The 19815-nt window shown below is 72.3% G+C and carries 22 protein-coding genes; 8 read left to right on the top strand and 14 right to left on the bottom strand.

Going from position 1 to position 19815, the window contains the following annotated elements; genetic code table 11:
* The first annotated feature begins 65 nt into the window (after positions 1–65).
* The gene (lnt, locus tag ACWG52_RS31180) at positions 66–1655 is read left to right on the top strand and encodes an apolipoprotein N-acyltransferase (RefSeq protein WP_389808370.1); all 1590 of its coding nucleotides are present in this window, start codon (positions 66–68) and stop codon (positions 1653–1655) included.
* On the opposite strand, the gene ACWG52_RS31175 is transcribed toward lnt, so the two are convergent.
* Positions 1579–2484: a Gfo/Idh/MocA family protein gene (locus ACWG52_RS31175; RefSeq protein WP_389808368.1), complete on the bottom strand. Its 906-nt coding sequence runs from the start codon at positions 2482–2484 to the stop codon at positions 1579–1581. The two genes, lnt and ACWG52_RS31175, sit on opposite strands and share 77 nt — an antisense overlap.
* A gap of 83 nt (positions 2485–2567) precedes the next feature.
* On the opposite strand from ACWG52_RS31175, the gene ACWG52_RS31170 reads away from it, so the two are divergent.
* Together ACWG52_RS31170 and ACWG52_RS31165 are read left to right on the top strand one after the other, a co-directional pair.
* Positions 2568–3092, top strand: coding sequence for a DinB family protein (locus ACWG52_RS31170; RefSeq protein ID WP_389808365.1), 525 nt, complete (start codon positions 2568–2570; stop codon positions 3090–3092).
* Positions 3093–3393: 301 nt separating this feature from the next.
* Complete coding sequence (locus ACWG52_RS31165) at positions 3394–3933, top strand: hypothetical protein (RefSeq protein ID WP_389808362.1); 540 nt, start codon at positions 3394–3396, stop codon at positions 3931–3933.
* Between the two features lie 23 nt (positions 3934–3956).
* On the opposite strand, the gene ACWG52_RS31160 is transcribed toward ACWG52_RS31165, so the two are convergent.
* From ACWG52_RS31160 to ACWG52_RS31125, 8 genes are all read right to left on the bottom strand, one after another.
* A complete protein-coding gene (locus ACWG52_RS31160; RefSeq protein WP_386020519.1) occupies positions 3957–4535 on the bottom strand; it encodes a hypothetical protein in 579 nt (192 codons plus the stop codon).
* Between the two features lie 95 nt (positions 4536–4630).
* Complete coding sequence (locus ACWG52_RS31155) at positions 4631–5299, bottom strand: uracil-DNA glycosylase (protein ID WP_386020520.1); 669 nt, start codon at positions 5297–5299, stop codon at positions 4631–4633.
* 124 nt (positions 5300–5423) lie between these two features.
* Positions 5424–7007: an ABC transporter substrate-binding protein gene (locus ACWG52_RS31150; RefSeq protein ID WP_389808359.1), complete on the bottom strand. Its 1584-nt coding sequence runs from the start codon at positions 7005–7007 to the stop codon at positions 5424–5426.
* Between the two features lie 152 nt (positions 7008–7159).
* Positions 7160–7921: an SDR family oxidoreductase gene (locus tag ACWG52_RS31145; RefSeq protein WP_030770413.1), complete on the bottom strand. Its 762-nt coding sequence runs from the start codon at positions 7919–7921 to the stop codon at positions 7160–7162.
* A 28-nt stretch (positions 7922–7949) separates the two neighbouring features.
* A complete protein-coding gene (fabG, locus tag ACWG52_RS31140) occupies positions 7950–8711 on the bottom strand; it encodes a 3-oxoacyl-ACP reductase FabG (RefSeq protein WP_266388907.1) in 762 nt (253 codons plus the stop codon).
* Positions 8712–8917: 206 nt separating this feature from the next.
* Positions 8918–9301, bottom strand: coding sequence for a DUF3037 domain-containing protein (locus ACWG52_RS31135; protein ID WP_030718859.1), 384 nt, complete (start codon positions 9299–9301; stop codon positions 8918–8920).
* Entirely contained in the window at positions 9298–10146 is an 849-nt protein-coding gene (locus ACWG52_RS31130) for a HipA family kinase (RefSeq protein WP_389808355.1), read from the bottom strand. The genes ACWG52_RS31135 and ACWG52_RS31130 overlap by 4 nt, the downstream gene beginning before the upstream one ends.
* 18 nt (positions 10147–10164) lie before the next feature.
* A complete protein-coding gene (locus tag ACWG52_RS31125) occupies positions 10165–10779 on the bottom strand; it encodes a cysteine hydrolase (RefSeq protein WP_389808352.1) in 615 nt (204 codons plus the stop codon).
* Between the two features lie 130 nt (positions 10780–10909).
* On the opposite strand from ACWG52_RS31125, the gene ACWG52_RS31120 reads away from it, so the two are divergent.
* A complete protein-coding gene (locus tag ACWG52_RS31120) occupies positions 10910–11335 on the top strand; it encodes a pyridoxamine 5'-phosphate oxidase family protein (RefSeq protein ID WP_234314428.1) in 426 nt (141 codons plus the stop codon).
* A gap of 9 nt (positions 11336–11344) precedes the next feature.
* On the opposite strand, the gene ACWG52_RS31115 is transcribed toward ACWG52_RS31120, so the two are convergent.
* Complete coding sequence (locus ACWG52_RS31115; RefSeq protein WP_453126542.1) at positions 11345–12271, bottom strand: LysR substrate-binding domain-containing protein; 927 nt, start codon at positions 12269–12271, stop codon at positions 11345–11347.
* Between the two features lie 74 nt (positions 12272–12345).
* Here ACWG52_RS31115 and ACWG52_RS31110 point away from each other — a divergent pair, with 74 nt between their 5' ends.
* Positions 12346–13353, top strand: coding sequence for a DMT family transporter (locus tag ACWG52_RS31110; RefSeq protein ID WP_453126540.1), 1008 nt, complete (start codon positions 12346–12348; stop codon positions 13351–13353).
* A gap of 23 nt (positions 13354–13376) precedes the next feature.
* Here the strand turns inward: ACWG52_RS31110 and ACWG52_RS31105 are convergent, their stop codons facing one another.
* Positions 13377–14720, bottom strand: a complete 1344-nt coding sequence (locus tag ACWG52_RS31105) for an aminotransferase class I/II-fold pyridoxal phosphate-dependent enzyme (RefSeq protein WP_453126538.1) — start codon at positions 14718–14720, stop codon at positions 13377–13379.
* A gap of 28 nt (positions 14721–14748) precedes the next feature.
* Here ACWG52_RS31105 and ACWG52_RS31100 point away from each other — a divergent pair, with 28 nt between their 5' ends.
* On the top strand, positions 14749–15495 hold the full coding sequence (locus tag ACWG52_RS31100) for a pyridoxamine 5'-phosphate oxidase family protein (protein WP_389808341.1): 747 nt from the start codon (positions 14749–14751) through the stop codon (positions 15493–15495).
* Here ACWG52_RS31100 and ACWG52_RS31095 read toward each other — a convergent pair.
* Both ACWG52_RS31095 and ACWG52_RS31090 read right to left on the bottom strand, forming a co-directional pair.
* Entirely contained in the window at positions 15477–16439 is a 963-nt protein-coding gene (locus ACWG52_RS31095) for a DMT family transporter (RefSeq protein WP_343298972.1), read from the bottom strand. The genes ACWG52_RS31100 and ACWG52_RS31095 overlap by 19 nt on opposite strands.
* A gap of 161 nt (positions 16440–16600) precedes the next feature.
* Entirely contained in the window at positions 16601–17587 is a 987-nt protein-coding gene (locus ACWG52_RS31090; RefSeq protein ID WP_389808337.1) for an EamA family transporter, read from the bottom strand.
* A 172-nt stretch (positions 17588–17759) separates the two neighbouring features.
* Here ACWG52_RS31090 and ACWG52_RS31085 point away from each other — a divergent pair, with 172 nt between their 5' ends.
* Positions 17760–18188 (top strand): type II toxin-antitoxin system Rv0910 family toxin, encoded by a 429-nt coding sequence (locus ACWG52_RS31085; RefSeq protein WP_033220833.1) that lies wholly within the window; start codon positions 17760–17762, stop codon positions 18186–18188.
* Between the two features lie 83 nt (positions 18189–18271).
* On the opposite strand, the gene ACWG52_RS31080 is transcribed toward ACWG52_RS31085, so the two are convergent.
* Positions 18272–18892 (bottom strand): PadR family transcriptional regulator, encoded by a 621-nt coding sequence (locus ACWG52_RS31080; RefSeq protein ID WP_389808334.1) that lies wholly within the window; start codon positions 18890–18892, stop codon positions 18272–18274.
* 174 nt (positions 18893–19066) lie between these two features.
* Here ACWG52_RS31080 and ACWG52_RS31075 point away from each other — a divergent pair, with 174 nt between their 5' ends.
* Positions 19067–19780 (top strand): hypothetical protein, encoded by a 714-nt coding sequence (locus tag ACWG52_RS31075; protein WP_389809075.1) that lies wholly within the window; start codon positions 19067–19069, stop codon positions 19778–19780.
* Positions 19781–19815 lie beyond the last annotated feature (35 nt).

The raw sequence follows: 19815 nt of genomic DNA, 5'->3' as shown, positions 1-19815 counted from the left end.
CCGGACCGGGACCGCTCGACTGGCCCGGACGTCCGGCACTGCCACACTGGAAGCGGAGGCACGCCATGATCATGATGCGCATGCGGTGGTGGTCCCCTCGATGGCGTGCGCCCGCCGCCGTGGCCGCCGGGGCGCTACCGGCCCTCGCCTTCCCGGCCCCCGCCCTCTGGTGGTTCGCCTACGCCGCCCTCGTGCCCTGGATGCTGCTGCTGCGGTCGGCCCCCACCGGGCGGCGGGCCGCGCTGGAGGGCTGGCTCGGCGGCGCGGGGTACATCCTGGCCGTCCACCATTGGCTGCTGCCCAGCCTGCACGTGTTCCTGATCCCGGTGGCCGCGCTGCTCGGGCTGCTCTGGATCCCCTGGGCCCTCCTGGTGCGGGAGCTCCTCGGCGGAACCCCGGCGGCGGGCCGGGCCGGCTGCGCGCTGGTCCTCGTACCGGCGGCGTGGCTGCTGTCGGAGCTGGTGCGGTCCTGGCAGGGGCTGGGCGGGCCGTGGGGGCTGCTGGGGGCGAGCCAGTGGCAGGTGGCGCCGGCGCTGCGGCTGGCCTCGGTGGGCGGGGTGTGGCTGGTCAGCCTGCTGGTGGTGGCGGTGAACTGCGCGCTGGTGCTGCTGATCGCGGTGCCGGGCGCGCGGATCCCGGCGGTGGCCGGGATGACCGGCTGCGCGGTGCTGACGGGAGCGGTGTGGGTGTGGGCGGCGCGGCCCGAGGAATCGGGCCGGCTGCGCGTGGCCGTCGTACAGCCGGGTCCGGTGGCGGACGGTCCGGACAGCGCGGATCGGCGCTTCGACGTCGGTGAGCGGCTGACGCGGCCGTTGGCCGGGCAGCGGGTCGATCTGGTGGTGTGGGGCGAGAGCAGCGTCGGCGCGGACCTGAGCGCCCGTCCGGACCTGGCCCGGCGGCTGGCCGCGCTGTCCGCGGAGGTCGGGGCTCCGCTGCTGGTGAACGTGGACGCGCGGAGGGCGGACCGCCCGGGGATCTACAAGAGCGCGGTCCTCGTGGGCCCCCAGGGCCCCACGGGCGACCGGTACGACAAGATGCGGCTCGTCCCCTTCGGGGAGTACGTGCCGGCCCGTGCGTTGTTCGGTTGGGCCACCTCGGTCGGCAAGGCGGCGGGCGAGGACCGGGTGCGCGGCGACGCCCCGGTGGTCATGGACCTTCCCGCCCGCCCGGACGGGCCGGGCGGGGTCCGGATCGGCCCGCTGGTGTGCTTCGAGTCGGCCTTCCCGGACATGAGCCGGCGCCTGACCCGGGACGGGGCCTCCCTGCTCGTCGCCCAGTCGGCGACCTCCTCGTTCCAGGAGAGCTGGGCCCCGGCCCAGCACGCCTCGCTGGCCGCGCTGCGGGCGGCCGAGAACGGCCGCCCGATGGTGCACGCCACCCTGACGGGCATCAGCGTGGTGAGCGGCCCGTCCGGCGCGCGGGTCGGGGCCGCTCTGCCCACGTCCGCGAGCACGGCGGCCGTGTACGAGGTCCCCCTCGCCCGCGGCACGACCCTCTACGTCCGCTTCGGGGACTGGCCGGTGACCGCGGCCCTCGCCGCCCTCGCGGTGTACTGCGCGGTGGCGGGCAGCCGGTCCCTCAGGAGGCCTGCTCCAGAGCCGAGCTCACCACCCGCTCGCACAGCTCGTGGGTTCGCAGGGCGTCGCGGGCGCTGAGCGTGGTGCCCGCCGCGACCGCCTCCAGGAAGTGGTCGACGACCTGCTCGATGCCGCGTTGGCGGGCGACGGGGACCCAGTCCCCGCGGCGCCGCACAGTCGGCTGACCCTTGTGGTCGATGACTTCGGCGAGATTGACGACCTGCCGCTTGGTGTCGCGCCCGGACACCTCCAGGATCTCCTCGGTGGAGCCGGACAGCCGGTTCATGATGCCGAGGGCGGTGAAGCCGGCGCCGGACAGCTGGAGCACCACCTGGTGCATCAGCCCCTCGCGCACCACCGCCCGCACGTCGAAGTGGTCGGCCTCGCCGGGCAGGAGGAACCGCAGCGTGTCGACGACGTGGATGAAGTCGTCCAGCACCAGCGTCCGCGGGTCCTCGGGCAGCCCGACCCGGTTCTTCTGCATGACGATCAGCTCGCGGGCGTGGTCGGCGCACTGCGCGTAGGCGGGGGCGAAGCGCCGGTTGAAGCCGACGGCGAGGGAGACCCCGAGCCGCTCGGCCCGTTCCACGAGCTGCCGCGACGATGCGAGTTCGTAGGCGAGCGGCTTGTCCACGTAGGTGGGCACGCCGGCCTCCAGCAGCCGGGTCACGATCTCGGGGTGCGCCACGGTGGCGGCGTGCACGAAGGCCGCGTCGAGTCCCTCGGCGAGCAGCGCGTCGAGATCGGTGTGCCGGCGCGCGGCCGGTACGTGGTGGGTGTCGCCGACCCGCTCCAGGGCGTCGGGGTTCCGGGTCTGCAGGTGCAGCTCGATGCCCGGGCGGGTGGTGAGGACGGGCAGGTACGCCTTCTGCGCGATGTCGCCGAGTCCGATGCAGCCGACCTTCACCGGGGCCTCCAGGTTGGTTCCTTGTGGGATTCCAGCAGCTTAATCCCTGGTGGCGGGGGCCCTGTTCGCCGAGGATGAGCCCCATGACCATCAGCTCCGGATCACATCGCGCCGAACCCGCCACCACCGCCGACGAGCGGGACATGCTGGACGGGTGGCTCGACTACCACCGTGCCACCCTCGTCTGGAAGTGCGAGGGGCTCCAGGACGAACAGCTGCGCCGGGCCCCGCTCGCGCCCTCCGAACTGAGCCTCCTGGGCCTCGTACGGCATATGGCGGAGGTGGAGCGGTACTGGTTCCGGGAGGTCATGCTGGGCGAGGACCTGCCCGAGCTGTTCTGCACGAGCGAGGATCCGGACGGCGATTTCCACTTCACCGACAAGGCCACCTGGGCCGAGACGGAGCAGGTCTGGCAGACCGAGGTCGAACTGGCCCGTCAGGCTGCCGCGGGGCGTTCCCTGGACCTGGTCTCGCAGGCCGAGAGCCACCACCGGGGCGAGGTGTTCAGCCTCCGCTGGGTCTACACCCACATGATCGAGGAGTACGCGCGCCACAACGGCCACGCGGATCTGGTGCGCGAGCAGATCGACGGCGCCACCGGCGACTAGGGCCTGTCTTTCGGATCAGGCCGGGTCAGCCCGCGGCGTCCGGTGCCGTGGATCGCAAGGCCGAGGGGGGAGTCCATGCGGAGCATCGACGACCGACGAGAACGCGGCGAGGTGCGGTGCCAGGCGTCGCGGGCCCGGCATGATCCGGAAGACAGGCCCTTGATCCGTCCCTGCCGGCTTTCCGGAGGAGCCGGCGCGGCTCGGGCAAGGCCCTGGACGGCGGGTGGGTCCGTCACCCGTGCGGGGTGAATATCGCCCGCGGGTTTTCGCAACGGGGTCCTCGCACAGCAGAGTTGCGCGGGTGCATCCAACCCGAACCACGACAACGCTGCTGCTCGGAGTCGCCTGCGCCGTCTCGGCGGTCTCCGGCTGTGTGAATGTGAGCCCCGGACCCGTGCAGCCCGCGGCGGCCCCCGCCGCCGGGGTACCGCCCCGCCATGAGCCGCGCGGCGGGCCCGGGGCCGCCCCCGTGGTCGTCCGGGCGCCCGCCCTGGAGGCGCTGGAAGCGGTGGAGAGCGCCCCGGGGGCGCCCGCGGCCCCGGCGGCCCCCGCGCCCGCCCAGCGGTCCGCGCAGCGGCCCGTACCCGACGGCTCCGGTGGGCCCGTACGGGAGGCGCCGCCGGTCCCGGACATCCCGGAGCCCCGACGGGCCGCCGAGCCCGTCTCCGGGCGCCCTGGAGGCCGTCCACAGCGTCCCCGGCCCGACGCCGAGGTGGAGCGCGAGCTGATCCGCAAGCTTCCGGCGCGGCCGGCCGATGTGTGCGCGCTGGGCCGCAGGCACGGCCACTGGCATCCCGACAGTCCGGAGGCCCGGATCTGCTCGGGCGTCCAGGGGGACTGACCGCCCGCGGGCACAGGGGTGTCCTACGGGGACTGCTCGGGGAACGGCCGGGGTCCGGTCCCGGGCCCCGGCCCGGCTCCCGGTTCCGCGGCCAGGCGCCGCTCCAGGCGGGCGATGGCGGCCCGTACGCCGTTCCCGTACCCGTCGTCGGACAGCGCCCCGGTGGCCGCGCGGGCCCGGGCCAGGTGGATCCGGGCCGCCTCCGGCCGCTGCAGTTTCACGTAGTCGGCGGCCAGGCTCAGGTGCAGGGACGGGTAGAACACCCGCATGGCCGGATGCGGCTCCTCCCGTACGGGCCGCCCGTCCTGGGGCGGCCCGGTCCCGGGTCCGTCGTCCGGCTCGTCACCCGGCCCGTCGGCGGTGGCGGCAGCGGTCAGGGCGCGCAGGTCCCAGGCCAGCTCGTCGGCCGGGTCGTCCTGGGCATCGGCCATGTAGTGGGCCAAGGTGCACCGGTGGAGGGAGTCCCCCTGCTCGCCGATCTCCGACCAGATCTCCCCGAGCCGGTTGCGGGCCTCCTCGCGGTCCCCGGCGTGCAGCAGGATGACCGCCTGGCCGATCCTGGTCATGACGGCGTCCTCCGACGCCTCCTGCTGCTCCGTCACGGCGGCCTCCGGCTTGCTCTGCCAGACCTGCTCCGGTCTGATCATCTAGAAGCTAGCCGGAGGTACCGGCAATGGCGCCGAGGCGCGGGGGGAGGTCAGCCGAGGTTGGGGATCCGCCAGTCGATCGGCTCATGTCCCTGGGCGGCGATGGCCTCGTTGATCTGCGTGAAGGGCCGGGACCCGAAGAACTTCTTGGCGGACAGCGGGGAGGGGTGGGCGCCCTTGACGACCACGTGCCGGTCCTCGTCGATCAGCGGGAGCTTCTTCTGGGCGTAGGCCCCCCAGAGGACGAAGACGGCCGGGTCGGGCCGCTCGGACACCGCGCGGATCACGGCGTCGGTGAACTTCTCCCAGCCCTTGCCCTTGTGCGAATTGGGCTCGGCCTCCCGGACCGTGAGCACCGCGTTGAGCAGCAGGACGCCCTGCTCGGCCCACGGCATCAGGTATCCGTTGTCCGGGACGGGCAGGTCGAGCTCCTCCTTCATCTCCTTGTAGATGTTGCGCAGCGAGGGCGGGGTCTTGACCCCGGGCTGCACGGAGAAGCACAGGCCGTGGCCCTGGCCGGCGCCGTGGTAGGGGTCCTGGCCGAGGACGAGGACCTTCACCCGGTCGAAGGGAGTGGCCTCCAGGGCCGCGAACACCTGCTCGCGGGGCGGGTAGACCGGCCCGTTCGCCCGCTCCTTCTCGACGAACTCGGTGAGTTCTTTGAAGTAGGGCTGGTCCAGCTCTCCGCCGAGGACGGGGAGCCAGGACTCGGGCAGCATCTGGGTCACGGCGACAACCTCCGGTACAAGTTCGTGCGACTGCTCGTGCAACTGCTCCAGAACCTACCGGGGCCCACTGACAATGCGTCGGCCGCCCAGGGCGGCCGACGCATCGGTGCACGTACTACCAGCTGGTCTTGCGGTAGAACTCCCACATCTGCATGACGGTCTGCGGGTCCAGCGCCCGCTCGGCGCCCGCGATGTCCTCACGGGCCGCGACGTACAGCTTGCCCTGCCACAGGGGCAGCAGCCGGACGTCCTCGGCGAAGATCTTCTGGGCCTGCTCGAATTCCTGGACGCCGGCCGAGCGGTCGCCCTCGCGGCGGGTCTTCGGCAGCAGCTCGGTCAGGATCTGGTTGGGCTCGTACGGGGTGCCGACCGCGTTCTCCTTGCCGACGAACGGCGCGATGAAGTTGTCCGGGTCCGGGAAGTCGGGGAACCAGCCGCGGCCGAAGATCGGGTACTCACCGCTCTTGTAGCCGGTCTGGAAGGTCTTCCAGGGCTGGCTGCGCAGGTTGATCCGGAACAGCTGGCTCTCGTCCAGCTGACGCTTGAGCTCGGTGAACTCGTCGGCGGTCGAGGAGCCGTAGCGGTCGGTGGTGTACCAGAAGGTCAGCTCGACCGGCTGGGTGATCCCGGCGTCCCTGAGGATCTTCTTGGCCTTGGCGACGTCCGCGGCGCCGTACTTGTCGTAGAAGGGCGTCTTGTGGCCGACGACCCCCTTGGGGACCATCGAGTACAGCGGCTCGGCGGTGCCCTGGTAGACCTTGGAGACGAGCGCGCCGCGGTCGACGATCTGGGCGATGGCCTGGCGGACCGGGAGCTTGGCGACCGAGGGGTCCTTGGGGTTGAAGACCAGGTAGCGGATCTCGGCGCCGACGTTCTCGACGACCTGGACGCCCAGTGCGTGCGCCGCGGGGGTCTGGAGGTCGGTGATCTCCGGGGCCGACAGGCCTCGGTAGGTGGCGTCGATCTCCTTCGCCTTCAGCGCCGCGACCATCTTCGGGGAGTCCGCGAAGTAGCGGATGGTCACGGCCTTGTTCTTGCGGTTGGCGAAGCCCGTGTAGCCCGTGTTGGTGGTGAGCACCGCCTCGGCGCCCTCCTTGTACGAGTCGAGCACGTACGGGCCGGAGCCGGTGACCTTGTCGCCCTCGCGGACCTTGTCGGCCGGGTAGTCCTTGGGCGCGACGAGCGAGGCGGCGGGCGAGCCGAGGACGTACGGGAAGGTGGCGTCCGAGGTGTTCAGGTGGAAGACGACCGTCAGCGCGTCCGGCGTCTCGATCTTGTCGAGGGTGCCGAAGAGTCCCTTGGGACCGACGTTGGAGCCGATGGTCCTGATCCGGTCGAGGGAGTACTTGACCGCCTTGGCGTCGAGCGGCTCGCCGTTGGAGAACTTCAGGCCCTTGCGCAGGGTGCAGCGGTAGGCCTGGCTCGCCGCGTCCGTGAACTCGCAGTTCTGGGCCGCGTCGGGCTGGGGCTTGCTGGAGCCCGTCGGGAAGGCCAGCAGGGTCTGGTAGACGTTCCGGTACAGCTCCCAGGAGCCGTCCCACGCGGCCGCGGGATCGAGGGTGCTCGGTGCGCTCGTGGTACCGACGACGATCCTCTTCATATCGTCGCCGTCGTCCTCCGACAGCAGGCCGCATCCGGCGAGCAGGGATATGGACGCAAGGGCCGCAGAGATCTGCAGGCATCTGGTCCGGTTGAACACGTGCACGCTCCTCGATCAGCCAGGGGTGCGGCAGACCCTACCGCAGTGCCCCACGAATCCAATGGGTTGGTTTCGTGAGGCACTTGACCGGTTCCGTGCATATTCGATACGCATTTACCTCTCTTTCGGAGGCAAATATGTCCGATTATCGGTCAGTGGACCCCGGCATTGAGGAACATCCCGCCATCGACGACGAGAGTTTGCCCGGTGATCCATTCCGCTTGTGCAGATGTCAGGAACGCCGCGGCCCCGCCGATGTCCTCCGGGAGCCCGAGCCGGCCGAGCGGATAGGCCGCCGCCGCCTCCTGCTCCCGGCCCTCGTAGAGCGCCTGCGCGAACTTCGTCTTGACCACCGCGGGCGCGATCGCGTTCACCCGTACCCCGGGCGCCATCTCGTGCGCGAGCTGGAGGGTGAGGTTGACCATGGCGGCCTTGCTCATCCCGTAGGCCCCGATGAAGGGCGAGGCGGAGACCCCGGCGATGGACGCGATGTTCACGATCGCGCCGCCGTTGTCCTTCTGCCAGGCGTGCCAGGTCCGCTGGGCGAAGCCGAGCGCCGAGATCACGTTGGTCTCGAAGACCTTCCGCGCCACCCCGAGGTCCAGGTCCGCGATCGGCCCGAAGACGGGGTTGGTGCCGGCGTTGTTCACCAGGAAGTCGACGCGGCCGAAGGCCTCCATCGTGCGCTCGACGGCGACGGCCTGGTGGGCCTCGTCGTGCGCCTTGCCCGCGACGCCGATCACCCGGTCCGCGCCGAGCCGCTCGACGGCCTCCTTGAGGGCCTCCTCGTTGCGGCCGGTGATGCAGAGCCGGTCGCCGCGGGCGACGAGCGCCTCGGCGACGCCGTACCCGATGCCCCGACTCGCCCCGGTGATCAGCGCGACCTTGCCGCTGTCGATACCGCTGTACGTCATGTCCTACGCCCTGCCTCTCGTGGAACCGTCAGTTGAGCGGGCCGCCGGCCACGTACATGACCTGGCCGGAGACGAAGCCCGCGGCCTCGCCGGTGAAGAAGGCGATGGCGTTGGCGACGTCGTCCGGACGGCCGACGCGCTGGACCGGGATCTGGGTGGCGGCGGCCGCCTGGAAGTCCTCGAAGCCCATGCCGACGCGGGCGGCCGTCTGGGCGGTCATCTCGGTGGCGATGAAGCCGGGGGCGACGGCGTTCGCGGTGACGCCGAACTTGCCGAGCTCGATGGCGAGGGTCTTGGTGAAGCCCTGCAGGCCGGCCTTGGCGGCCGAGTAGTTGACCTGGCCCCGGTTGCCGAGCGCCGAGCTGCTGGAGAGGTTCACGATGCGGCCGAACTTGGCCTCCACCATGTGCTTCTGACAGGCCTTGGACATCAGGAAGGCACCGCGCAGGTGCACGTTCATGACGGTGTCCCAGTCCGTCTCGGTCATCTTGAACAGCAGGTTGTCGCGCAGCACACCGGCGTTGTTGACCAGGATGGTCGGGGCGCCGAGTTCGCTCGCGACGCGGGCGACGGCCGCCTCCACCTGCGCGCCGTCGGAGACGTCGCAGCCGACCGCGAGAGCCCTGCCGCCTGCGGCCGTGATGGCCTCCACGGTGTCCTTGCAGGCCGCCTCGTCGAGGTCGAGTACGGCGACGGCACGGCCCTCGGCGGCCAGCCGTACGGCGGTGGCCGCGCCGATGCCCCGGGCCCCTCCGGTCACGATCGCGACGCGCTGCTCGGTGGTGGACATGCTGGATCTCCTCGCCCTTGAGACGCGGTCGCCCAGAGGTGAGCAACCGCTTAGTAGCTTCAGCTGAGGAGACGCTAGGAGCCCTGGCACGCGGTGTCAACGCCAGGCGGGTCGCCCCCGTCCGCGTCTCGGCCGCGGGTGCCCCGGGCGAGGGCAGGAGGCAGGTCCTGGGGGCGGGGCGTCCGGGGCGGGGCCCCGGCCCGACGTCAGCGGACCAGCAGGTCCAGCAACCGCTCCACCTCCGCCGCCGGATCGGCCGTCAGGCCGGTGTGCACCGGACCCGGCTGCACCACGGTGCTCCGCGGCGCGATCAGCCAGCGGAACCGTCGCCCCGCGTCGTCACCCGCCGCCTGCCCCGCGTCGGCCCCGCCGCTGCACACGCCCTCGACCCCGCGCAGGGCGGCTCGTACCCCGGCCACATCGGCGCCTGGGTCCAGCGCGAGGAGCTTCGCCTCGTCGAGGTGGGTGCGCGCGGCGACGTACGTGTGCGCCCGGCAGTAGACGATCACGCCGGCGTTGAAGCACTCGCCCCGTTCCATCCGGGGCACCACACGCACCAGCGCGTACTCGAACACGTCCCGCTTGGTCACTCGCTGTCGCTCTTCTTCTTGTGGGTCTTGTGGGGCCATTCCGGCAGGTGGTCGGTGAGCCAGCCGGGAGGTCCGGCGGGCTCCCTCACCTCCGCCTCCAGCGAGATCCTCTCGTGGATGGTGGCCGCGCGCGGCAGCAACGCCTCCACATAGGCGCGCCGCAGCGCGTCGGTGGAGTCGAATCCCGGCTCGTCGACCAGCCACTCGTCGGGGACGTCGGCCGCGACCTCCGTGAGCAGTTCCTCGGTCACCAGCGGCGCGAGCGCGGCGGCCGCCGCGGCGATGTCCGGGCCCACGGGGGCCAGTACGTGGTCGGAGGCGTTGTAGGGCTTGGCGGCCGCGGCCGCCGCGGTGGGCCAGTTGTGGTGCCAGATCATGGTGGCGCCGTGGTCGATCAGCCAGACGTCCCCGTGCCAGACCAGCATGTTCGGATTGCGCCAGGAGCGGTCGACGTTGTTGATGAGGGCGTCGAACCAGACCACGCGCCCCGCCTCGACCGGGTCCACCTGGTACGCCAGCGGATCGAAGCCGATCGAGCCGGGCAGGTAGTCCATGCCGAGGTTGAGCCCACCGCTGGCCTTGAGCAGCTCCTGGACCTCCTGGTCGGGCTCGCCGAGCCCGATCACGGGGTCGAGCTGCATCTGCACCAGCCGTGGGACCCGCAGCCCCAACCGCTGGGCGAGGCGGCCGCAGATGACCTCGGCGACCAAGGTCTTGCGTCCCTGGCCGGCTCCGGTGAATTTCATGACGTAGGTACCGAGGTCGTCGGCTTCGACGATCCCCGGGAGCGAGCCGCCCTCACGCAGAGGCGTGACGTAACGGGTCGCGATCACTTCGGACAGCATCCGCCCAGGTTACGGCGGTCAGGTCGCGGGAGCCCACCGCGTGAGCAGTTCCTCGGTCGTGGTGACGGACGCCACCAGCGCGAGGGAGTTGCGGATCACCTCGGCGGTGCAGGAGGCGGGCACCCCGGCGATGGCGTCGGCCGGCACCACCACCTGGTACCCGAGGTTCACGGCGTCGAAGACGGTGTTCGGGACGGCGATGTTGGAGGAGACCCCGGTGACGACGAGGGTACGGATGCCGAGGTTGCGCAGCAGGGCGTCGAGGTCGGTCCCCGCCATCGGGGAGAGTCCGTGCAGTCGGCGCACCACCAGGTCCTGCTCGGCCACCACGATGGGCGCGGCGACCTCCACGGCCCGGCTCCCGGTCAGCTGACGCACGGGCAGCCGCTCCGCGGCCCGGAACAGCCGGGCGTTGGTGTTCGCGCCGAGCCCGTCGGGCCGCCGTTCGGCGACCGCGTGCAGCACCTGTACGCCCGCCCCGCGCGCGGCGTCGACCAGCGCGGCCACCCGCTCCAGCATCCCCGAGTCCCGGGCCTCCTTGGCGAGCTCGGGCAGCGCGCTCTCCTCGCCCACGACCCCGTTCTGGCACTCGACGGTGAGCAGCGCGGTGGTGTCGGGATCGAGATCGGGCATGGCTCCCCCTGGCGTGGCGACGGAAGAGCCCTCATGATTCCTGACACACAGTCAGATGTGAAGGGGTGCAGGACGGATGGACGTGGACGGGGCACGAACGGGAACCTCGCAGCGGCGGGGCCGGCGCATCATGATGAGCGACGCGGAAGTGGACGCCTTCCTGCGCGAGCAGAAGACCTGCCGGGTCGCGACGGTCTCCCCCGACGGGCGCCCGCACGTGGGCGCCCTGTGGTTCGCGTGGGACGGCAGCTCGCTGTGGCTGTACTCGATCACGCGCAGCCGCCGCTGGTCCGACCTGAGCAAGGATCCGCGGATCTCGGTGGTGGTGGATTCCGGCGAGTCGTACGACGAACTGCGCGGGGTGGAACTGTCCGGCAGCGCCGTCTTCGTGGGCGAGGCCCCGCGGACCGGCGAGCCCTGCCCCGAGCTCGCGGAGGCGGAGCGGATCTTCCCGGTCAAGAACTTCGGTATCGAGGAGATGCCGCACGACGGGCGGCACGCCTGGATCCGCCTCACGCCGGAGTCGGTGGTCTCCTGGGACTTCCGCAAGCTGTAGCGGGCACCGTCAGTCCCCTCGGCCGAGGCCCGCGGCCGCCTGCCGCAGGCTGTCGACCGCGGCCCGGACGGAGGGCCGGCGGTCGGCGTCCGCGCGCCAGACGGCGTACACGTGACGGCGTACGCTGTCGCACACCGGCAGCAGGCGCACGCCCGGCGGCACCGGGCCGCGGCCCAGCTTCGGCGCCACGCACACGCCGAGTCCGGCCTCCACGAAGGCCAGCTGGGTGTGGTGCTCCTCGGCGATGTGGGCGATGCGCGGCTCGATGCCCGTACCGCGCAGGGTGAAGACCAGCCACTCGTGGCAGAACTGTCCCTCGTTCCAGGAGATCCAGTCGTCGTCGCCGAATTCGGCGAGGGAGATCCCGGCGCCGGGGCTCACGGTCCGGTCGGTCAGTCGGTGACCGGCGGGGACCGCGATGTCGACGGTGTCGTCCAGCAGATGGGTCCGGGTCAGCTCGGCGGGCACCGGCATCCGCTTGTTGTTCCAGTCGATCGCCAGGGCCAGGTCGAGGTCCCCGCGCACGACGGCCGCCATGCTCTCCTCGGGCTCCTGTTCGCGCACCCGCACCCGCAGCTCCGGATGCCCGGCCCGCAGTGCGGCCAGGGCCTGGGGCAGCAGCCCGCGCATGGCGGTCGGGAAGGCGCCGATCCGCAACTCGCCCACGGCGCAGCCGCGCTGGGCCTCGACGTCGGCCTGGGCGAGTTCCACCTGGGAGATGATCCGGGCGGCGTGGTCGGCGAGCAGCCGCCCGGCGTCGGTGAGCCGGACCCCGCGCCCGTTCTTCGCCAGCAGGGGCTGGCCGACCTCGCGCTCCAACTTGGCGAGCTGCTGGGACACGGCGGACGTGGTGACGTGGAGGCCGTCGGCCGCGCCGCCGACCGAGCCGTGGCGGGCGAGGGCATCCAGGGTGCGCAGGCGCTCCAGGTTCAACATGTAAGCAATGCTACGGCGTCACCCAGAGAAACTTTCGCTTGTCCTACGAAGTTGATACGAGCACAGTAAAGGGCATGAGCGCACCGACCAGCCCCGGGCCGACCCTCCCGGCCGCCGCCACCTCCCCGGCACCCACCTCCCCGGTCTCCCCCACCGCGACCACCGCCGCCCCCACCACCACCCGGCGCCGGGGCGGCCTGCTGGACTGGCGGGTCCGGTTCGCGATCCTCTCGGTGATCTGGGGCTTCAGCTTCCTCCTGATCAAGGTCGGCACGGAGGCGTACGCGCCCTTCCAGGTGGCGCTGGGTCGGGTCCTGTTCGGCGCGCTCGCCCTCCTCACCGTGCTGCTGGTCCGCCGCGAGCCGCTCCCCCGGGGCCTGCGCACCTGGGGCCACCTGACCGTGGCGGCGCTCCTGCTCAACACCGCCCCGTTCTCGCTCTTCGCGTACGCGGAGCTGAGCATCCCCTCCAGCCTGGCCGGCATCTGCAACGCCACCTCGCCGCTGTGGGGCATGGCGCTGTCGATGGTCGCCCTGTCCGAGGACCGTCCGACGCGCCGCCGCTTCGCCGGACTGGGCCTGGGCTTCCTCGGCGTCCTGACCGTGCTCGGTGCCTGGCAGGGCTTCTCCGGCGTCGACGCCAAGGGCACCGCGTTCGCCCTGCTGGCGTCGCTCTGCTACCCCATCGGCTGGATCTACGTCCGCCGCACGCTGGCCGGGACCCCCGGCTCCCCGGTCGCCCTGACCGGCGGGCAGCTCATGATCTCCACGCTGCAGCTGGCGCTCGTGAGCGCCGTGTTCACCTCGGCGCCGACCTCGTTCCCGCTCTGGCCGACCCTGTCGGTGATCGCGCTGGGCGCCCTGGGCACGGGCATGGCCCTGCAGATGCAGTACGGGCTGGTGACGGAGGTCGGCCCGACCACCGCCCAGATGGTCACGTACTTCATCCCGGTCATCGCCACCACGGCGGGCGTCCTGGTCCTCGGCGAGCAGCTGCACTGGAACACCCCGGTCGGCGCCGCGATCGTCCTGGCCGGCGCGGCCCTCACCCAGACCCGCCCCGGCGCCCGTAAACCCGCCTGACCCGGCCGGGAGGTCCGCGGCGGTCACTCGTGGCGGCCCCCCGCCGCCCCGACGCTGACCGCCGCGGCCACCGCGTCGGCCAGGTCCGGCACCTCGTCGACCGCCAGCTGCGACACCGTCAGCCGCACCCCCGGCCCGGCCTCGACCCGGAAGATCGCCCCGGCGGACACCGCCCAACCGGCGGCGAGCAGCCGCGTCACCACCACCGTCTCGTCGACCACCGGCACCCAGACGTTGAGGCCGCTGCGCCCGTGCGCCCGGACCCCCCGCTGCCGCAGGGCCTCGACCAGTGCGTCCCGCCGCTCCGCGTACGACCGGGCCACCGTCGCCGTGTCCACCGCGCCCGAGGTCCACAGCTCCACCACCGCGTACTGCAGCAGCCGGCTCACCCAGCCCGGCCCGAGCCGCTGCCGTCCCCGCAACCGGTCCAGGGTGACCGCGTCGCCCGTGAGTACGGCGAGCCTCAGGTCCGGCCCGTAGGCCTTCGCCGTGGAGCGCACCAGTACCCAGTGTCGGGTCACCCCGCCCAGCGGATGGAACGGCAGGTCGACGAACCCGTTCCCGTGGTCGTCCTCGATCAGCAGCACCTCGGGGTGGTCCGCCAGCAGGGCCCGCAACTCCCGCGCCCGCTCCGCGCCCACCGCCGCCCCGGTCGGGTTCTGCGCCCGCGAGGTCACCACCAGGGCCCGCGCCCCGGCCTCCAGCGCCCGGGCCACCGCGTCGGTGCGGGGCCCGTCGTCGTCCACGGCCACCGGCAGTACGCGCAGGCCGAGCGCCGGAACGAGGTCCAGCGCGCCGCCCCAGCCCGGGTCCTCGATCGCCACCGCGTCACCCGGCCGCAGGTGGGCGCCGAGCACGCGTTCGATCGCGTCCAGCGCACCCGAGGTCACCGCCACCGGCCCCGGCGGCACCCCGTCCGCGTCGAAGCCGGCCCGGGCCAGTTCGGCGAGCTCCGGGGCGACGGGGGCCGCCCCGTAGAGGGTCGGCGCCTGCGCGTAGCGCCGGGCGGCCGCCGCGAGCGGTCCCTCCAGCGAAGGGAGCAGGGACACGTCGGGACTGCCCTCGGCGAGGTCCCGTACGCCCTTCGGCACCGACATCCGCAGCGCGTCCCGCGGCGTGCTCGACGGGCGGGCCCGCACCCGACTGCCGCGCCGCCCGTCGGTCTCGATGACCCCGCGCTCGCGCAGCGTCCGGTAGGCGGCGGCCACGGTGTTGGGGTTCACCCCCAGATCGGCCGCCAGCTCCCGCATCGGCGGCAGCACCGAACCCGGTGGGAGCGCGCCCGAAGCCACGCCCGCCTCCACCCGGGCGGCGATATCAGCTGCACGACGTCCTGTGATCCGATACTCTCCTAGCACAAACAACATTATGCACTAGTGCAATGGAGTTCGCACCATGACCGCCACGCCTGACACGGAGACGCCCGGGACGAGCACCCAGAGGACCACCCGGACCGACGGGACCGGGTCGTCCGACGGGACCGGGTCGACCGGACGCTACGAGCCCACCGACCTCACCGTGCCCAGCCGCTCCCGCGACCGGGCGCGCTACGACCGCGAGACGGTGCACGCGATACTCGACGCTGCCTACATCTGCCACCTCGGCTTCGTCCGCGACGGCGCGCCCGTGGTCCTGCCCACGCTGTTCGCCCGGGTCGGCGAATCGCTGTACATGCACGGCTCGACCGGGTCCCGCCCGCTGCTCGCGGCCCGCCGCAGCGACCCGGGCCTGCCCGTATGCGTGACCGTGACGCACGTCGACGCGTTGGTCCTGGCCCGCTCGGCGTTCCACCACTCGCTCAACTACCGCTCGGTGGTCGTCCACGGCACCGCCCACCAGGTCACCGACGAGGCGGAGTGCAGGATCGCCCTGGACGCCATGGTCGACGCCGTCGTCCCGGGCCGCTCCGCCGACGTCCGGCCCGCCGACGCCCGGGAACTCGCCGCCACCGCGGTGATCCGCGTGGACCTCGCCGAGGTGTCCGCCAAGATCCGCACCGGCCCGGTGAACGACGACGCCGAGGACCTGGACCTGCCCCACTGGGCGGGCGTGGTTCCGGTGGCCCCGGCCTACGGAACCCCGGTGCCGGACGCGGACCTGGCCCCCGGCACCGCCGTCCCGGACTACCTCAGCGCGCTCTGAGGGGTGCGCCGCTCGGGGGTGGGCGCGGTCGTCGCCGGCCTACGGGCCTCCGCCACGATCAGGGCGCCCACCGCCGTCAGCAGCAGTACGGTGCCCAGCACCACGGCGCCGGTCAGGCGCTCCCCGAGCAGCAGGACGGCGATGACCGCCGCGCTCACCGGCTCGATCAGCATGATCACCGAGACGGTGGCGGCCCGTACCGCGGCGGCGCCGGTGAAGTACAGCGCGTACGCCAGCGCGGTCGGCACGGTGGCGACGTACACCAGCAGCCACAGCACCCGTCCGAGGTCGGCGGTGTGCGGCAGCACGCCCTCCACCACGGCGAGCGGCAGCAGGCACACCGTGCCCACCGCGACCGACCAGGCGGTGGTCACCAGCGGGTCGCCGCCCGCCCCGCGCTGCCCGAGCCAACGGGCCCGCAGGGTCATCCCCGCGTACCCGGCGGCCGACAGCAGCGCCCAACCGACACCGAGCGGCCGCACCTCGCCGCCGCCGCTGCCCAGCACCAGTACGGCGAGCCCGGCCAGGGCTCCCACGACGGCGGTCACGCCGCCGCGACCGAGCCGCTCACCCATCCAGTACCGGGCGCCCAGCGCGATGATCACGGGCCCGGCGCCGAGGGTGACCACGGTGCCCACCGCGAGCCCGGTCTCGCGCACGGCGGCGAAGTAGGCGGCCTGGAAGAGGGTGAAGAGGAGCCCGGTCCCGATCAGCGAAGCCGCCGAGGGCCGCACCCGCCCCGGGACGGGCCTGGATCCGCGTACGGCGAGCACGCCGAGCAGCACCACGAGCCCGCCGGCACACCGCCAGAAGGAGAGGGCGAGCGGGCCGAGGTCACTGGCCAGGAAGAGGAGGGAGGCGGCCGCCCCGGCGGTGCCCCAGGCGGCTCCGGCGACGACGAGGTACAGCAGACTGCGCCCGGCAGCGGGCGAATGGTTCGACACAGAAGTCTCCGCGCATGCATGAAGGATGAAAGAAGCAGGTCATCGCTTCGCGAGCAGCACGGACCCACCCAGGGGCTTCCCGGGCCGGGTACCTGTCGTGGCGGCGCCGCCCGCGCTAGGCGGCGGGAGGCGGAAGCACGGTCGAATGCATGAACGCCACCCTAGCCCTTGCCGGCCGGGGCCGTCTCACGGCCCGGTACGGCCTCATCGGTCACGGCCAGGTCGGCCAGGACCGACACCGGCGGAGCCGGCCGGGAGGACTGCGCGATGAAGGCGCCACCGAGCACCAGACCGCCGCCGACGATCTGCCAGGTGGAGAGGTGTTCACCGAGCAGGATCCAGGCGAACACCGTGGCGACGACCGCCTCCAGGAAGGCCACGACGCCGGCGACCTGCGGCGAGAGCCGGCGCACCGAGACCACACCGGTGAGGTAGGCGAAGACGGTCGCGATCAGCACCACCCAGGCGAGCAGCACCGGAGCGGGCACCATCGCGGCGCCCACGGAGGCCTCGCCGCCCAACACCTGCCAGTCGATCTCCCAGGGGCGGGCGATCACGGTCATCACCAGGGCGCCGACGAGCATGCCGTACGCGATCACGCCGAGCGGGTCGGGCGCGTCCTCCCCGTCGGCGCCTTGGTCGGCGAAGACGAAGTAGAAGGCCTGGCAGCAGGCGGCGGCGAGGCCGAAGAGCACGCCGAGCAGGTCCAGGCTCAGCCCGGCCCAGATCTCGACCACGCAGGCCAGGCCGACGACGGCCACGGCCGCGCCCGCGGCGGCCCCGCGCGTCACGGGCTTGCGCTGCACGAAGCGGATGTAGCCGAGCAGCAGCGCCGGCCCCAAGTACTCCAGCAGCAGGGCCACGCCGACGGGAATGCGGGACAGGGAGGCGAAGTAGAAGGCCTGCACACCCGCGACGGCGATCAGGCCGAAGCCCGCGAGCAGCGCGGGCCTGCGCAGCAGGAGGCCACGGTGGCGCCAGGCCAGCGGGGACAGCACGAGCGCCGCCCCGGCCACCCTGAGCCAGACCATGTGGAGGGGATCCAGACCCGCCTCGATCAGCGGCTTCGCCGCCACTCCGGAACCACCGAACGCGAACGCCGAGACGAGGGCCAGGCCCAGTCCGGCGTTTCTCCCTGACGCTTGCATCCCGCCATCATGACAGGGCGGGTCAGGACCGTCACCGGGGTGACACCTGTTGAGACGGAGTCGAGATCACGCCCCGCCGACCCCGGCCACATCTGACAGGTCGTCAGTATTGAATGTTCCGCCCGCCGGGGCTACCTTCCGCCGCACGTACCCGACGAGAAGGGGTGGTCGCATGGCTGAAGTCACCGCGGAATCACGCATCGAGGCGTCCGCCGCGCAGCTCTGGTCCCAGTTGACGGACTGGGACGCGTACGGGCAGTGGAGCATGACCCACACGAACTTCCCCAAGGGCGGACCCGAGACCCTCGCGGTGGGCGCCACCTTCGCGGAGAACATGAAGATGATGGGCTTCCCCGCCGAGGTCGTCTGGACGGTCTCGGAACTGGAGGCCGAGCGCCTCTTCGCCATCACCGGCAAGGGCCCGATGGGTGTGGCGGTCCTCACCCGGTACACCTTGATCCCGGACGGCGAGGCCACCACGGTCCGCATCGACGGCGAGTTCACCGGGGCCGCCGTCTCCCTGATGGCGGGCAAGCTCAAGGACTCGGCCACCGCCGCGCTGAACGAGTCGCTGCGCAAGCTGGCCGGCATGGTCGTCTGACAGCGACACAGGAAGGCGCGCCCCGCGAGAGGAACTCGCGGGGCGCGCCTTCGCGTGCCGTGGCACGCCGGGGCCGGTCGGGCTCAATGCTCGTCGGCCAGGATCAGGTAGAGCTTCTTACGGGCGTCGTTGATGACGCCGAGCGCCTTCTCCCGCTGCTGGGGGGAGCCGGTCTTGAAGACCTGCGCGAAGGCTTCCATCAGGCCGACACCGGCCGTCCGGACCTCCTGCATCGCCTCGAAGTCGAAGCCTCGCCCGGCATCCGCCCAGGGGGCGTCCGGACCCGACTCGGCCTCGGTGCGGCCCGCCTCGGTGAGCGTGAACAGCTTCTTGCCGCCCTCGCTCGCACTCTCGATGAGCCCCTCGTCCTCGAGCAGCTGCAGGGTCGGGTAGACCGACCCAGGGCTGGGCTTCCAGGCCCCGCCGCTGCGCTCGCCGATCTCCTGGATCATCTCGTAGCCGTGCATCGGCCGATCGGCGAGCAGTGCCAGGATCGAGGCGCGCACATCGCCGCGCCGAGCCCGGCCCCGCGGTCCGCCGCGGCCGCCGCGGCCACCGAAGGGGCCTCCGCCGAAGGGCGGCCCGAACGGGCCGAAGGCGGCGCGCCGCCCCTTGAAACCCTCCCGACGATCGGGCCCGCAGTGGTCGTGGCCCCGTCCGTGGTCATGTCCGTGGTCGTGTCCGTGCTGTCCGTGTGAACGCATGACTGCGCTCCTTTCGTCACGTTGTCGTCTGTTCATCGGTTGTCCGCTGTCTCCACTATCGGCGACGGCTCGCGATGTGTCAACGATATATCGGAATGCATCGGAATCATCCTGCCCTACGTAAGGGGAGGCGGTGTGCGGGCGGGATGCGGAACACTTCGTCGGGTGATCGTGATGCGGCCCGTCCTGGAGATGTGCACCCCTGCCCCCTTCGACCTCTGGCCTGTAGCCGCTGTCGAGCGGTTCGGCTTCTTGCCCCTCGGTGGGGAGCTCTCACCCGCCGAGGTCGGGGCAGCGATCGCGAGCATCGCCGGCTTCAACGACAGCGACCTCGACGAGGACGGGCCGCCCCGGCCGACCGACCCGCTCTCCTCCTTCCTTCACGGACTGCTGACCTTCGAGAACGTCTTCGCTGCCGGCGGTCTGCAGGTCACTGACACGTCCACGGGCGTCACCTTCCAGCCCGGCTGCTGCGACGGGCTGGAGGACTGGCGCGACTGGCACCGATTCGCCGACGTGGGCGGCCTGCTCGGATTCGGCCACGACCCTGTGTCGCCCATGGCCGAGCGCTTCGGCGACACCGTCCGGCTCACCGTCAACGGCGAACAGAGCGACAGCCCGGTGATCGAACTGTCCGTCACCGAGCTCCGCACCCTCCTCGACGCCGCCGAACGCGACCTGACCGGCTTCTTCGCACTGGCCACCGGCTGGATCGCGCAACACCTGCCCGGCCACCGGGCTCCCGTCACCGCCGCCCTCGCCCGCGCGCTCGACCTTGCGGCACCGACCGCAACGCCACAGCCTCAAGCCACCGCACCTCGGTTCGCCGGCCAGGGGCGGGGCGCGACCGGTCAAGGCTCGGTGAGACCGGTCGCGGTGTCACCGTGACCGCTCGGGGTGCGGACGAAATGGGGTACGCGCCC

The sequence above is a fragment of the Streptomyces sp. CLCI03 genome, assembly GCF_053615355.1.
This window is presented reverse-complemented; position numbering and strand designations above follow the sequence as displayed.

What these genes read in the sequence shown, in the direction of transcription:
- ACWG52_RS31110 (WP_453126540.1), top strand. Translation starts at nt 12,346, where the DNA reads ATGAGCGCACCGACCAGCCCCGGGCCGACCCTCCCGGCCGCCGCCACC.
- ACWG52_RS31170 (WP_389808365.1), top strand. Translation starts at nt 2,568, where the DNA reads ATGACCATCAGCTCCGGATCACATCGCGCCGAACCCGCCACCACCGCC.
- lnt (WP_389808370.1), top strand. Translation starts at nt 66, where the DNA reads ATGATCATGATGCGCATGCGGTGGTGGTCCCCTCGATGGCGTGCGCCC.
- ACWG52_RS31130 (WP_389808355.1), bottom strand. Translation starts at nt 10,146, where the DNA reads ATGCTGTCCGAAGTGATCGCGACCCGTTACGTCACGCCTCTGCGTGAG.
- ACWG52_RS31145 (WP_030770413.1), bottom strand. Translation starts at nt 7,921, where the DNA reads ATGACGTACAGCGGTATCGACAGCGGCAAGGTCGCGCTGATCACCGGG.
- ACWG52_RS31105 (WP_453126538.1), bottom strand. Translation starts at nt 14,720, where the DNA reads ATGTTGTTTGTGCTAGGAGAGTATCGGATCACAGGACGTCGTGCAGCT.
- ACWG52_RS31075 (WP_389809075.1), top strand. Translation starts at nt 19,067, where the DNA reads ATGCGGCCCGTCCTGGAGATGTGCACCCCTGCCCCCTTCGACCTCTGG.
- ACWG52_RS31090 (WP_389808337.1), bottom strand. Translation starts at nt 17,587, where the DNA reads ATGCAAGCGTCAGGGAGAAACGCCGGACTGGGCCTGGCCCTCGTCTCG.
- fabG (WP_266388907.1), bottom strand. Translation starts at nt 8,711, where the DNA reads ATGTCCACCACCGAGCAGCGCGTCGCGATCGTGACCGGAGGGGCCCGG.
- ACWG52_RS31115 (WP_453126542.1), bottom strand. Translation starts at nt 12,271, where the DNA reads ATGTTGAACCTGGAGCGCCTGCGCACCCTGGATGCCCTCGCCCGCCAC.
- ACWG52_RS31080 (WP_389808334.1), bottom strand. Translation starts at nt 18,892, where the DNA reads ATGCGTTCACACGGACAGCACGGACACGACCACGGACATGACCACGGA.
- ACWG52_RS31085 (WP_033220833.1), top strand. Translation starts at nt 17,760, where the DNA reads ATGGCTGAAGTCACCGCGGAATCACGCATCGAGGCGTCCGCCGCGCAG.
- ACWG52_RS31120 (WP_234314428.1), top strand. Translation starts at nt 10,910, where the DNA reads ATGATGAGCGACGCGGAAGTGGACGCCTTCCTGCGCGAGCAGAAGACC.
- ACWG52_RS31125 (WP_389808352.1), bottom strand. Translation starts at nt 10,779, where the DNA reads ATGCCCGATCTCGATCCCGACACCACCGCGCTGCTCACCGTCGAGTGC.
- ACWG52_RS31155 (WP_386020520.1), bottom strand. Translation starts at nt 5,299, where the DNA reads ATGCTGCCCGAGTCCTGGCTCCCCGTCCTCGGCGGAGAGCTGGACCAG.
- ACWG52_RS31100 (WP_389808341.1), top strand. Translation starts at nt 14,749, where the DNA reads ATGACCGCCACGCCTGACACGGAGACGCCCGGGACGAGCACCCAGAGG.